The following is an 11,473-nucleotide window of genomic DNA, read 5'->3' as shown; positions in this document are numbered from 1 at the left end:
CTGGTCTCCCTCGCGGCGACTTAGAAAACAATACACCCACCACGCCCCCACCGCAACTCCACCCCCCACACCCACCCCACCACCCAAAAACCCCGCCACCACAACCCAAAACCACCCAACCAGGCTCGCCGGCGTCGTAAGCCAGCACTGTGTGGTGCGTCACCGCGGCGCGGAACAGTGGGGGCGTGAAACTGCCAAGGCCTTAAACGTAAGAAGGGCCGGCMACCAAATGGTTGCCGGCCCTTCTTCAAGCCACTGGCTTCAGGAGTACTGAATTACCAGGAAGACTTCGTGATGCCCGGGAGCTCACCGCGGTGAGCCATGTCGCGGAAGCGAACACGGGAGATGCCGAACTTCTGGAAGGTACCGCGCGGACGGCCATCGATGATGTCGCGGTTACGCAGACGTACCGGTGAGGCGTTGCGGGGCAGCTTCTGCAGGCCGAGGCGGGCAGCTTCGCGTACTTCATCGGTTGAGTTGGGATCAACCAGAGCCTTCTTCAGTTCGAGGCGCTTTGCAGCGTAACGCTCGACGATGACTTTACGCTGTTCGTTCTTAGCGATCATTGACTTCTTAGCCATGTGTTTAGCGCTCCTCTCGGAATTCGACGTGCTGGCGGATTTTGGGGTCGTACTTCTTCAGGACCAGACGGTCCGGGTCGTTACGACGGTTCTTGCGCGTCACGTAGGTGTAGCCCGTGCCCGCGGTCGACTTCAGCTTGATGATCGGACGTACGTCCTTATCCTTTGCCATTAGAGCTTCACTCCTCGTGCCAGGATGGCGGCGACGACTACGTCAATGCCGCGTACGTCGATGGTCTTGATGCCACGTGCAGAGACCTGCAGGGTGACATTGCGGCGCAGGGACGGAACCCAGTAGCGCTTCTTCTGGATGTTCGGGTCGAACCGGCGCTTGTTGCGACGGTGCGAGTGCGAAATGCTGTGTCCAAAGCCCGGCTCGGCTCCGGTCACCTGGCAGTGTGCTGCCATGACGACTCTCCTCAAAAAATAAATGAAACGGCTAACGGAGTTCCCGTTGACCGTGCGTTGGGCGGCGTCCGCATCCGGCTCCCTCCCCCAACCGTCGTTGTCCGCGGGATTCAGGCAGACGGCACAAACCGTCTGGTTCCTCACTGCGGCGAAGATTGTGGGCCACGGGCACCTGGCGCCAGCGGTCTGTTGGACCGTCATTGCGAAGTGCCGGGATGCTGGGCGAATACAGGAATGCGCGCAACTTGAGCCCCTAACTACCGGCCTCCAGGCCGTCGATTTTTCAGACGGGTCCTGCCAACCGGAGCAATTGCGCACGCTCCGCGCCACCTAGCGCCTACCAAGTCTACGAGTTCGGCGATTTAAAGACCAATCCGTCGCTGAATGGTGTATAGGGCGGTGGCCCCCAGCCAGTGCAGGCGTGGGGGCGGTGCCGTCCCAGGTCATATGCCCGACGAAGGCTTTTCACAGCGAAATGATAGGCAGCGGGGCAATTCTGGATCCATGAACACACAACTTCTGACGAACCGTCCCGGGATTCGCCGCAGCTCCGGCGGCGCTGTGAACCCCTTCAGGGCGCAGTACCGCCGGCGGTTGCTAAGAGCGGATCTGCTGACGGTCCTTTTCTGGGCGTCGCTGGCCGGCGCGGTCGCCTTGTGGCTGGCCGACGGCGGAATGGCCGGCTTCGCGACTCCAGCCGGTTCCTTCACCGCGCTGGGGATTGTGGCCGGCCTCGCCGGCATGGACCTGGTGCTTCTCATGCTGCTGCTGGCGGCCCGAATCCCACTCATCGACCAGACAGTCGGCCACGACCGCGCCCTTGAGTTTCACCGCAAGCTGGGCAAACCGGCCCTGTACCTGCTGCTGGCGCACGGAGTCCTCATTGCTATCGGCTACGGCATGGCGGAAGGACTGGACCCCGTCAGCGAGTCGGTTGCCCTCTGGGTCCTTGTGCCTGACATGTGGCTGGCCTACATTTCCATGCTCTTGTTCATCGCCGTCGTCGTCACCTCCCTGGTAGCCGTCCGACGTCGGTTCCCTTACGAATTCTGGTACGCCGTCCACCTCCTGACGTACGCGGCCGTCCTGACCTCGCTCCCCCACCAGTTCAGTGTGGGCGCTCTCTTTGCCGAGGGAACCTGGCAGCGCTGGTACTGGCTGGCCCTCTGCATCGCGACCGGCGCCGCACTTCTCTACTACCGGGTGGTCCAGCCTGTGGTGGCAACATTCAGGCACCAGTTGACCGTCAAGCGTGTGGTGCGGGTGGCCCCCGGAGTGGTCAGCATTGAAATGTCCGGCCTTCGACTGGACGAGCTGGCGGGCAGTGGCGGCCGGTTCTTTATCTGGCGGTTCCTGGCTCCCGGCCTGTGGTGGCATCCGCATCCGTTCAGCCTGTCCGCCGAACCCGTCCATTTCGACGCCGCCGGCCAGGGCACGCTGAGGATCACTGTCCGCAACCTGGGCAAGGGGTCATCCCAGCTGGCGTCGCTGAAGCCCGGCACCAAAGTGGCAGTGGAGGGACCGTACGGGCTGTTCAGCACGTCCGCGCGGAGCCGCAACCATGTGGTCATGGTGGGAGCCGGAATTGGCATCACGCCGGTTCGTGCCCTGCTGGAGAGCACGCCGTTCCAGCCCGGCAACGCCACTGTCATCCTCCGCGGCCACAGCGAATCCGAGCTCTACCTTGGCGAGGAGATCCTCGATCTCTGCCGGCGCCGCGGCGCCACGCTCTTCCACTTGACCGGCTCCCGCCCGGCCGGCGTCCAGACCTGGCTTCCGGAGCACGCCGCCCGTGCCGGCCACCGGCTTGCCAGTTATGACCCGAAGATCGCCGACGCCGACGTGTACGTCTGCGGCCCCTCCGTCTGGGCACACAACGTGCTTGAAGACGCCCGCGCAGCCGGCGTCAGAGAAGACCAAATCCACTACGAAAGGTTCGACTGGTGAGAACCCGCGCAGCAGTTTCAGCCGCTCTGGCCTCCGCCGGCATCCTCATCGCCGGCTGGCAGTCCGGCGTCCATGTAGCCGATACCGGCAGCTCCGTCGCAAGCGCGGCGGCCGGGACCACCGGGGCCACGGGTTCGTCCGGCTCAAGCGGAACGTCCAGCTCCAGCGGGACGTCCGACTCAACAGCTTCGTCCGGCGCGTCGGGGGCGGGCACCACAGGGGCCTCGGCCAAGGCCGTAGGGACGTACCCTGGCTCGGTCGTCCAGACCCGCTTCGGCTCCGTCCAGGTGCAGATCACCGTGCAGGCCGGGAAGATCACCGACGTCACGGCGCTCCAGCTGACCGATGCTGAACGCAAGTCCGTGCAGATCAGCAACCGGGCGGCCCCGCTCCTGCGCGACGAGGTGCTCCAGGCCCAGTCCGCGGACGTGCAGACCATCAGTGGTGCCACGGTGACTTCCGATGCGTACTTGAACTCCCTGCAAGCGGCCCTCGATGCAGCCAACCTCTGAGCTGGGCGGCTCTGCCCTGCTGGCCAGGACGTTTGGCTCTATGGGCACCGTCATCAGCCTGACCGTTCCAGCGGGGGCCGTCCCGGGAACTGCGGGCGGGGAGGGCGGGCTCGACGCCGCAAGCGCCGCCGTCGAGCGCGTCTTTGACGGGTTGGACGAAACGTTCAGCCTGTACCGTCCCGACTCCGAGGCGAGCCGGCTGGCGCGCGGGGAGCTTTCCCTGCGGGACTCATCCGCCGCGATGCGGGACCGCTACGCGGAGGCGCTCAGCTGGCGGCTCAGGACGGAGGGCGCGTTCTCCCCGGAACGGCCCGACGGCGTGCTGGACCTTTCGGGGCTTATCAAGGGCTACGCCATCGGACAGGCCGGTGAGGCATTGCGGAGCCGCGGGATCACCGACTGGTGCCTGAATGCCGGCGGCGACATACTGGTGATGGGCTCGCCCGTGCCGGGCAGCGGAACCGCGTGGGCGGCCGGCGTCGTTGACCCGATGGACCGCTCGGCGTTGCTTGCCGCCTACGAGCTGGGCGGACCTGGCACCCGGTGCGCCCTTGCGACGTCGGGCTCAGCGGAGCGGGGTGACCATATCTGGGCAGCGGGAGCCGGAAGCCGGACCGCGGGCTTCTCCGGCGCCGGGTTCGCCCAGGTCTCCGTGGCCGCGGCAGACATTGTCACCGCCGATGTGCTCGCGACGGCCATCGTGGCCGGCGGGACCGCGATGCTGCACCGGGCCACGGACGGTTGGGAGATCGATGTCCTCGCCGTCCGCCGCAACGGGGAACTGCTCGCGACGCCGGGGTTCCGCGCCTAGGGTGCCGTTCTAGAGGTGGGTCAGCTGGCCGTACTTCGGCTCCAGGCCGTCGCCGGACGACTTGCCGGTGACGCGCCGGACAACCCACGGGCCAGCGAATTCGCGGACCCACCGGGCATTCGCGCGGAGGGCGTCCACCCGGCTCAGCTCAGGAACCGGCGTCATGGGCGGGACGTCAATCGAGTGCTCGTGTGCCAGCACCGTGAGGACGCGCTTGGCCATGTTCGCGTGGCCGGCGGCAGACATGTGCATCCGGTCCGTGGCCCACATGCCCCAGTCGTAGTACTCGCTGAAACGCCAGTAGTCGACCAGCAGGGCCCCGTGGTCCCCGGCGATGCCGCGAACCAGTTCGTTGTAGATGGCCGTACGGCCGCGCATGGTGCCGAAAATCTTGGAGCCCCGCGCGTCGAAGCCGGTGAACATCACCACGGTGGCGCCGGTGGCCGTGAGCTTGCGGATCCCGGCATCGTATTCGGCCAGCAGGTCATCGATGTCGACCTTGGGCCGGAGGATGTCGTTGGCGCCAGCGTAGATGCTGACCAGGGTGGGATGGAGGGCGACGGCGGCATCGACCTGTTCGGCCAGGATCTGGCGGAGTTTCCGGCCGCGGATGGCAAGATTCGCGTACCCGAAGCCGGGATCGGCGGCGCCAAGCCCCTCTGCCACCCGGTCCGCCCAGCCCCGGACGCCGTTGGGCCGGGTAGGGTCGTCGTCGCCGACGCCTTCCGTAAAGGAGTCTCCAAGAGCTACGTAGCGGGACGTGAAATCCATGGATCCAGTCTGCCAGCAGTTGCCGTGAGCAACAAAGACGGGGATGCCCGACGTCGGACTGCGGCGCCTTCGGCTGTCGCGCTTAGATGCCGCGCAGGATCCAGTGGTCGTCGTCGAGTCGGGCCACGATCTTTTCGCCGATCCGGGCCAGGTCCGCGACGTCCTCGGGGCTCAGGGCGTCGAGGAACAGTGAGCGGACCGCCTCGACATGGCCCGGGGCGAGTTTCACAATCGTCTGCATCCCGGCATCGGTCAGGTGGGCCGTGGTCACGCGGGCGTCGCCGGGGTGCGGCCTGCGCTCCAGCCAGCCGCGGTTCTGCAGCTTGGTGACCACATGCGAGAGCCGGGACAGGGAGGCGCTGGTGCGCGCGGCGAGCTCACTCATGGGCAGGAAGCGCCCTTCGGCCTCGGAAAGCATCGCCAGCACGTTGTAGTCGAACAGGGAAAGCTTGCCCGCGGCGTGGAGCTGGGTGTCCAGGGCGGCCGGCAGCATGGTGTTGATGCTGAGCTGGGCCAGCCAGGCCCGGCGTTCGTCTGCGTTGAGCCAGCGGGGTTCGGTCATGGCTACATTCTAGGAGACTAGAAGCTTGACGATTCAACTTCAGCCGGGCATTTCCGGAAAACTTCCCGCCTGTCCGTGGCCAGCTACCGGTAGGCTGGCCGCATGTACGTAGTCTCCCTGACATACAAAGTCCCCGAGGACATTGTGGAGTTCCATCTTCCGGCGCACGTTACGTGGCTGCAGGCAGCCTTCGACGACGGCGTCTTCATGGTCGCGGGGCGCAAAATCCCCCGCACCGGCGGTCTGTTGCTCTCGAACGCGGACCGGGCCAGCCTTGACGCCGCACTGGCCAAGGACCCCTTCTACGTCAACGGTGTGGCTGAATTCGAGGTCATGGAATTCCACGCCAACCGGGTGGCTCCGGGCTACGAAAACCTGCTGGACAGCTGAGTCCCGGCGGCTACCTGGCGCCGGGCTGGCCGATGGCACGCTGGTCGTGCAGCAGTTTCTTCAAGCCGCCCTTGCGCGGGACCCGCACGGGTTCGGGCCAGCGCGGCCGGAGCTGATCGCCGAGGGTTACGCCGCGGAGCTTCCGCCCGAACAACGGCAATACCCAGTCGCGGACCCAGCGGCGCTGCCGGCGTTCCCACTCCCGCAGGCCCGGTTTCACGGGCGGTTCCCAATCCCTGGGTTTGATCTTGTGCGGCACGCCGAGGTGGTCCAGAACCTGTGAGGCGAGGTATTTGTGGCCTGCCTTGGACATATGCAGCCGGTCCGAATCCCACATCCGCGGGTCATGGAAGGCGTCGAAGCACCAGTAGTCCACCAGCACCGCGCCGTAGCGGCCGGCGATCTCGCGGACGCGCCGGTTATAGACGGCGTTGCGTTTCTTCAGCGGCTCCAGCAGCGCGGAGACCTTGACGTCGAAGCCGGTGAAGAGCACCAGGGTTGCCCCCGTGCCGGCGAGCGCAGCCACCAGGGACTCGTAGTCCCGCATGAGGGCCCCGATGTCCGTGCCGAAATCCAGGATGTCGTTGCCGCCCGCGTAGAGCGTGACGAGGGTCGGCTCCATGGCCACGGCGGGACCGAGCTGTTCGCCGGCGATGTGGCGCAGCCGTTTGCTGCGGATGGCCAAATTGGCGTACTCCCACCCCGGCTGCGCCTTGGCCAGCTTCTCCGCAACCCGGTCCGCCCAGCCCCGCACGCCATTGGGGAAGCGGGAATCGTAGTCCCCCACACCCTCGGTGAAGGAATCCCCCAAGGCAACAAAGACCCGCCGCCCGCCACGATCCGGAAGCAAAGGAATTGAATCCACCCGTCCAAACTAACCCCCGCAAAAAGCGGCCAGGGAAAGGGAGAGTTAACCCAAGGTGAGAACGGCACCGCGTGCAGCAGCGGCCGGCTTGCGTAGGAGCGCACCGAACGTGAGCCGAGCGCAAGGCCCTGCCGCCTCTTTGCAGGGAACGCACCGAACGTGAGCCACCCCCAAGACCGCCAGGCCGACGCCGGTGCTTTGCGAAGGAGCGCATCGCCGACCAGAGCCGAGAGAGGCCGCCCGCGGCGGCGGGAGGAAGGGCGGACCCGAGGGCCCCGAACTGAGCTTGCGAAGTTTGGGAAGGGTCCAACCGCTAAGCGACGGCAAAGCAGCGGTGGCGGGTGAAGCCCGGAAGAACTTGCGGAAGCGTCGCAGCAGGAACCGCAGGACCTGCAGGAGCGTCGGGGTGAGAACCGCAGGACCTGAGGGAGCGTCGGTTAGAGCTCGGCTTTCCCCTGCCGCCAGTACCCCATGAACGCGACCTGTTTCCGGTCAATCCCCACGTCCCGCACCAAGTACCGCCGCAACTCCTTGACGGTGCCCGCTTCGCCGGCGATCCAGGCGTAGAACGGCAGTGCCCCGGCGGGCTTGTCAGGGTTCTTGCCGGCTCCGATCGTCGCGGCGTCCATCCGGGCGGGGGTCTCCCAGAGGATGTCCTGGTCCACGTTCACGTCATCGGGTTCGGGCCCTGCCCCGCCGGCGGCGGCCTTGATGCCCACCCAGCCGGGTTCGGGAACGGCGGTGCGGACGGCTTCCTGCAGGAGTTCGCCGTGCGGACGTGAGCGGCCGATCAAGGAGCCGCGTGCCAGCCAGGTGATTTCGACGTCGGCGTCGGACCTCAGGTCCAGGAAGTCGCCGGGCTCGGGGACCTCCAGGAACGCATGTCCGCTGATGTACGACGGGAGGCTTTCCAGGATGGCGCTGATGGCCGGGACAGCGGTCTCGTCGCCGGCAAGCAGTACGCGCTGGGCCAGGCCCGGCCGCCATTCGATGCCGGAGTAGGTCTCCGCCGTGACACAGTGCGCGGCCCGGTTGTTGGGTCCAATGAGGGTGAGGGCGTCGCCGGGCCTGGCGTTCAGGGCCCAGTTCGCGGCGGGTCCGCCGTTTCCGGCGGCGTCGAAGTGCATGACAAAGTCGACGTCGATCTCCGGATACACGGAGTCGAGGCGTTCCTGCCGCACGGTGTAGGTGCGCATGGAGCCACGGATCGCGGGATCCATGGCCAGCCATTCCTGGTACCAGCCGGACTGCTCCGTGTGGAACACCGGCAGTGGCAGCTGGGTGCCGTCCCCGGCAAGGGACGGGATCATCAGCTTCACGCGCAGGTCCAGGGTTTCGCCGTGGACGCCGAAGCCACGCAGGGAGTACCCGCCGAAGGTGACCCGGCGGAAGTTGGGGCTGAGCTCCTGCACCGCGGCGACCGTCACGTCGAACGCCAGGGTCATTGGTTGGGTGGGCGGCTGGTTGCTTTCGCCAGAGGGCGTATGGCGTACCCGCGACTGGCTGATGTCTGCTGCCGTGCCGCCCGTTGCACTGCTGGCTGTTGCACTGCTGTTAACTGCCCTCATGGGACCAACTCCAGGGTTGCTGTTTCTGATTTTGGGAACTCGGCGTGGTGCCGGCCGAGCGGGATGATCAACGGCGTGCCGGAAATGGGGTCGGGCAGCACCCGCGAGTCCAGGCCGAAGACGTCTCGGACCAGGTCCTCGGTGACGACGTCGGCGGAGGTGCCCTCGGCCACGATCCGTCCGCCTTTCATGGCGATGATGTGGTCCGCATACCGGGCCGCCAGGTTCAGGTCGTGCAGGACGATTGCCACGGTGGTGCCGCGGCGCCGGTTCAGGTCCGTGATCAGGTCCAGGACCTCTACCTGGTGGGCCAGGTCCAGGTAGGTGGTTGGCTCGTCGAGCAGCAGAATGTCGGTCTCCTGGGCAAGCGCCATCGCGATCCAGACGCGCTGACGCTGCCCGCCCGAGAGTTCGTCGACATTGCGTTCGGCGAGCTCCAGGGTTTCGGTGGCTTCCAGCGCACTCTGCACAGCGAGATCGTCACCCGTGCTCCAGCTGCGGAAGAACCCCTGGTGCGGGTAGCGTCCGCGGCCCACGAGATCCCGGACCAGAATGCCGTCGGGGGCGGTGGGGTGCTGCGGGAGCAGGCCGAGGATGCGGGCGAGTTCCTTGGCCGGGCGGGAATGGATGTCCTTGCCGTCGAGGGTCACGGTGCCGCCGGCCGGCTTCAGCAGCCTGGACAGGCCGCGGAGGAGCGTGGATTTGCCGCAGGCGTTGGCGCCCACGATCATTGTCACCTTCCCCTCGGGAATCTCCGCCGTGAGGCCTTCCACCACCCGGCGCTGGTCGTACTGCAGCGTCAGGTCCTTGGCGTTGAGAACTGCCATGTCAGGCGTCCTTTCGGTTGGCCGTGACCAGGAGCCACAGCAGGAACGGTGCTCCCAGCGCGCCGGTGACCACACCGACGGGAAGGACGGTGCCGTCCAGCAGCAGGGGGGCGATGTTGGCGGCGAAGTAGTCGGCGGCCAGGACAATCAGGGCGCCGACGAACGCGCCGGCCGGAAGACTGGCCTTGCCCGTGAAGCGGCGCGCGATGGGGCCGGCCAGGAAGGCGACGAAGGCCACGGGCCCGGCAGCTGCAGTGGCGACGGCGGCGAGGGCGACGGCAACGGCCACCACGCCCAGCCGGGTGATGCTCACCCGGATGCCGAGCCCGGCGGCGGCGTCGTCTCCGAGTTCCAGGATGCGCAGCGGGCCGGCGAGGACGGCGGCGGCGGGCACCAGGACCAGCAGCGCCAGGGCCAGCACTCCGGCACGGTCCCAGCTGGCGGAATTCAGGGATCCGTTCAGCCAGATCAGGGCCTCGGCCGCGGTGCGGATATCGGCCCGCGTCATGAGGAAGTTGACCACGGCGTTAAGTGCCGCGGCAATGCCGATGCCGGCCAGGATGAGCCGGCTTCCGGCTGCGTTGGCGTGATTGCCGCCGCCTGATCCGGGGGAACCGTTCCGCGAGATTGTGTAAATCAGGACGGCTACCGCCATGGCCCCGCACAGTGCCGCGCCGGACACCGCCGCTCCGGAGGCGCCGAAAACGACGATGGCGGTGACGGCGGCCGCGCTGGCCCCGTAACTGATACCGATCACGTCGGGACTGGCCAGTGGATTGCGCAGCATCGTCTGGAACAGGGTGCCCGAGAGCCCGAAGGCAATGCCGATCATGGTGCCGATGACTGCCCGCGGCAGCTTGGTTTCCATCACGATGAAGCTGGCGCCGGGGATCCGCTCGCCACCGGTGAGGCGGGCCGTGAGGATCCTGACGAAGTCCGGGACGGTGACGGGGTAGCTGCCCAGCAGGATGCTGACGGCGAAGAGCACAATGACGGCGAAGGCCAGCAGAGCCGTCCGGCCCATCAACGCACTGCCTATTAACACACTGCGCGGCGGCCCCACATTGGCGCGGACCGGGCCGGCGGGATCGGCCAGTTCGCACTCCGCGGGGGCGTTCTCCCCCAGCTCGCGCCTGACGTTGGCGAGGTCTGCCTTGCTCACAGCCCTGCCCCCTTCCCGCGGCGGACCAGCCACACAAAGACAGGCGCACCCACCAGCGCCGTCATGATGCCCGCCGGGACTTCGCCGGGCAGCAGGATGACACGGCCCACCACGTCCGACAGCAGGAGCAGCACCGGTGCCAGGACCAGCGAGAACGGCAGGATCCAGCGGTAGTCCGGGCCGGTCAGGAAGCGGACGGCGTGCGGAACCACCAGGCCGACGAATCCGATCGGGCCGGCCAGCGCCGTGGCCGAGCCGCAGAGCAGCACAATGCCCAGCGCGGTGATGGCGCGGACCAGTCCGACGCGCTGGCCCAGGCCGCGGGCGATGTCATCCCCGAGGGCCAGGCTGTTAAGGATCCGTCCGGTGAACAGGACAATCAGCGCCCCGGCGGCCAGGAACGGCAGCCCGGGCAGCACGACCGACCAGTCCCGGCCGGCGATCCCGCCGACCTGCCAGAAACGGAACCGGTCCAGGGTGTCCTGGCTGGAGACCAGGACGACGTTCATCAGCGAATACAGCCCCGCGCTCAGGGCCGCGCCTGCCAGTGCCAGTTTGACCGGCGTCGCGCCTTCCCTGCCAAGTGACGCGATCAGGTAGACGACGACGGCGGCTGCCGCGGAGCCGATGAACGCGAACCAGATGTAGCCGGTCAGGGACGAGACGCCGAAGACGTAGATCCCGGTGACGACGGCGAGGGCCGCGCCGGCGTTGACACCGATGATGCCCGGGTCGGCGAGCGGGTTACGGGCCACCCCCTGCATGGCCGCGCCGGCCAGTCCGAGGGCGCCGCCGGCGAGCAGGCCCAGCACGGTGCGGGGGATGCGGGCGTGGATGACGGCGTGGTCGCCGTCAGCGGGGTCGAACTGCGTCAGGGCCTGCCAGACGGTGCCGAGCGGGATTCCGCGGGCACCGACAGCCAGGGACGCCGCGCAGACCAGGACAAGTACGACGACGGCGGCCAGCAGCCAGGCCGCCTGTTTGGCGGGGGCTTTCTTCCCGGGGGCGACAGGTGCGCCGGGCACACTGCCGGCGGGCGCCGTCGCCGTCCTGATTGTCATGGATGCGT

General features: G+C 67.3%; 14 protein-coding genes. 4 read left to right on the top strand and 10 right to left on the bottom strand.

The annotated features are described in order from the left end of the window. Window positions 1-275: 275 nt before the first annotated feature. The 3 genes from rpsN to rpmB are packed head-to-tail and all read right to left on the bottom strand — an operon-like array spanning window position 276 to window position 989. Window positions 276-581 carry a 30S ribosomal protein S14 gene (gene rpsN / locus AC1D0A_RS19530; protein ID WP_026266887.1) on the bottom strand — a complete coding sequence of 102 codons (306 nt, stop codon included), beginning with the start codon at window positions 579-581 and terminating at the stop codon, window positions 276-278. 4 nt (window positions 582-585) lie between these two features. Next, window positions 586-753: a 50S ribosomal protein L33 gene (rpmG, locus tag AC1D0A_RS19525; RefSeq protein ID WP_003798558.1), complete on the bottom strand. Its 168-nt coding sequence runs from the start codon at window positions 751-753 to the stop codon at window positions 586-588. After that, window positions 753-989, bottom strand: coding sequence for a 50S ribosomal protein L28 (gene rpmB / locus AC1D0A_RS19520; RefSeq protein ID WP_011693744.1), 237 nt, complete (start codon window positions 987-989; stop codon window positions 753-755). Before rpmB ends, rpmG begins: the two co-directional genes overlap by 1 nt. Before the next feature lie 504 nt (window positions 990-1,493). On the opposite strand from rpmB, the gene AC1D0A_RS19515 reads away from it, so the two are divergent. The 3 genes from AC1D0A_RS19515 to AC1D0A_RS19505 are packed head-to-tail and all read left to right on the top strand — an operon-like array spanning window position 1,494 to window position 4,259. Next, on the top strand, window positions 1,494-2,936 hold the full coding sequence (locus AC1D0A_RS19515) for a ferredoxin reductase family protein (RefSeq protein WP_476943559.1): 1,443 nt from the start codon (window positions 1,494-1,496) through the stop codon (window positions 2,934-2,936). Further along, window positions 2,933-3,448 (top strand): FMN-binding protein, encoded by a 516-nt coding sequence (locus tag AC1D0A_RS19510; RefSeq protein ID WP_028276860.1) that lies wholly within the window; start codon window positions 2,933-2,935, stop codon window positions 3,446-3,448. The genes AC1D0A_RS19515 and AC1D0A_RS19510 overlap by 4 nt, the downstream gene beginning before the upstream one ends. Before the next feature lie 40 nt (window positions 3,449-3,488). Then, on the top strand, window positions 3,489-4,259 hold the full coding sequence (locus AC1D0A_RS19505; RefSeq protein ID WP_243178372.1) for an FAD:protein FMN transferase: 771 nt from the start codon (window positions 3,489-3,491) through the stop codon (window positions 4,257-4,259). Between the two features lie 9 nt (window positions 4,260-4,268). On the opposite strand, the gene AC1D0A_RS19500 is transcribed toward AC1D0A_RS19505, so the two are convergent. Then, window positions 4,269-5,030 carry an SGNH/GDSL hydrolase family protein gene (locus AC1D0A_RS19500; RefSeq protein ID WP_028276862.1) on the bottom strand — a complete coding sequence of 254 codons (762 nt, stop codon included), beginning with the start codon at window positions 5,028-5,030 and terminating at the stop codon, window positions 4,269-4,271. Window positions 5,031-5,112: 82 nt separating this feature from the next. Beyond that, on the bottom strand, window positions 5,113-5,592 hold the full coding sequence (locus AC1D0A_RS19495) for a MarR family winged helix-turn-helix transcriptional regulator (protein ID WP_243178008.1): 480 nt from the start codon (window positions 5,590-5,592) through the stop codon (window positions 5,113-5,115). A gap of 102 nt (window positions 5,593-5,694) precedes the next feature. Between AC1D0A_RS19495 and AC1D0A_RS19490 the strand changes: the two genes are divergently transcribed. Next, the gene (locus AC1D0A_RS19490; protein ID WP_018776102.1) at window positions 5,695-5,982 is read left to right on the top strand and encodes a YciI family protein; all 288 of its coding nucleotides are present in this window, start codon (window positions 5,695-5,697) and stop codon (window positions 5,980-5,982) included. A gap of 10 nt (window positions 5,983-5,992) precedes the next feature. On the opposite strand, the gene AC1D0A_RS19485 is transcribed toward AC1D0A_RS19490, so the two are convergent. The 5 genes from AC1D0A_RS19485 to AC1D0A_RS19465 form a co-directional block, all read right to left on the bottom strand. Next, on the bottom strand, window positions 5,993-6,847 hold the full coding sequence (locus AC1D0A_RS19485; protein WP_243178009.1) for an SGNH/GDSL hydrolase family protein: 855 nt from the start codon (window positions 6,845-6,847) through the stop codon (window positions 5,993-5,995). 437 nt (window positions 6,848-7,284) lie between these two features. After that, window positions 7,285-8,292, bottom strand: a complete 1,008-nt coding sequence (locus AC1D0A_RS19480) for a siderophore-interacting protein (RefSeq protein WP_476943561.1) — start codon at window positions 8,290-8,292, stop codon at window positions 7,285-7,287. A gap of 119 nt (window positions 8,293-8,411) precedes the next feature. Next, window positions 8,412-9,242 (bottom strand): ABC transporter ATP-binding protein, encoded by an 831-nt coding sequence (locus AC1D0A_RS19475; RefSeq protein WP_476943562.1) that lies wholly within the window; start codon window positions 9,240-9,242, stop codon window positions 8,412-8,414. A 1-nt stretch (window position 9,243) separates the two neighbouring features. Further along, window positions 9,244-10,266 (bottom strand): FecCD family ABC transporter permease, encoded by a 1,023-nt coding sequence (locus AC1D0A_RS19470; protein ID WP_476943577.1) that lies wholly within the window; start codon window positions 10,264-10,266, stop codon window positions 9,244-9,246. A gap of 134 nt (window positions 10,267-10,400) precedes the next feature. After that, a complete protein-coding gene (locus AC1D0A_RS19465) occupies window positions 10,401-11,465 on the bottom strand; it encodes a FecCD family ABC transporter permease (protein ID WP_476943563.1) in 1,065 nt (354 codons plus the stop codon). Window positions 11,466-11,473 lie beyond the last annotated feature (8 nt).

It is taken from the genome of Arthrobacter sp. P1_D4 (assembly GCF_056406115.1).
This window is presented reverse-complemented; position numbering and strand designations above follow the sequence as displayed.

Excerpts from the sequence above, each read along its gene's own strand:
- rpsN (WP_026266887.1), bottom strand. The coding sequence starts at position 581 with ATGGCTAAGAAGTCAATGATCGCTAAGAACGAACAGCGTAAAGTCATC.
- AC1D0A_RS19465 (WP_476943563.1), bottom strand. The coding sequence starts at position 11,465 with ATGACAATCAGGACGGCGACGGCGCCCGCCGGCAGTGTGCCCGGCGCA.
- AC1D0A_RS19480 (WP_476943561.1), bottom strand. The coding sequence starts at position 8,292 with ATGACCCTGGCGTTCGACGTGACGGTCGCCGCGGTGCAGGAGCTCAGC.
- AC1D0A_RS19495 (WP_243178008.1), bottom strand. The coding sequence starts at position 5,592 with ATGACCGAACCCCGCTGGCTCAACGCAGACGAACGCCGGGCCTGGCTG.
- AC1D0A_RS19515 (WP_476943559.1), top strand. The coding sequence starts at position 1,494 with ATGAACACACAACTTCTGACGAACCGTCCCGGGATTCGCCGCAGCTCC.
- AC1D0A_RS19470 (WP_476943577.1), bottom strand. The coding sequence starts at position 10,266 with ATGGGCCGGACGGCTCTGCTGGCCTTCGCCGTCATTGTGCTCTTCGCC.
- AC1D0A_RS19505 (WP_243178372.1), top strand. The coding sequence starts at position 3,489 with ATGGGCACCGTCATCAGCCTGACCGTTCCAGCGGGGGCCGTCCCGGGA.
- AC1D0A_RS19475 (WP_476943562.1), bottom strand. The coding sequence starts at position 9,242 with ATGGCAGTTCTCAACGCCAAGGACCTGACGCTGCAGTACGACCAGCGC.
- rpmB (WP_011693744.1), bottom strand. The coding sequence starts at position 989 with ATGGCAGCACACTGCCAGGTGACCGGAGCCGAGCCGGGCTTTGGACAC.
- rpmG (WP_003798558.1), bottom strand. The coding sequence starts at position 753 with ATGGCAAAGGATAAGGACGTACGTCCGATCATCAAGCTGAAGTCGACC.
- AC1D0A_RS19500 (WP_028276862.1), bottom strand. The coding sequence starts at position 5,030 with ATGGATTTCACGTCCCGCTACGTAGCTCTTGGAGACTCCTTTACGGAA.
- AC1D0A_RS19490 (WP_018776102.1), top strand. The coding sequence starts at position 5,695 with ATGTACGTAGTCTCCCTGACATACAAAGTCCCCGAGGACATTGTGGAG.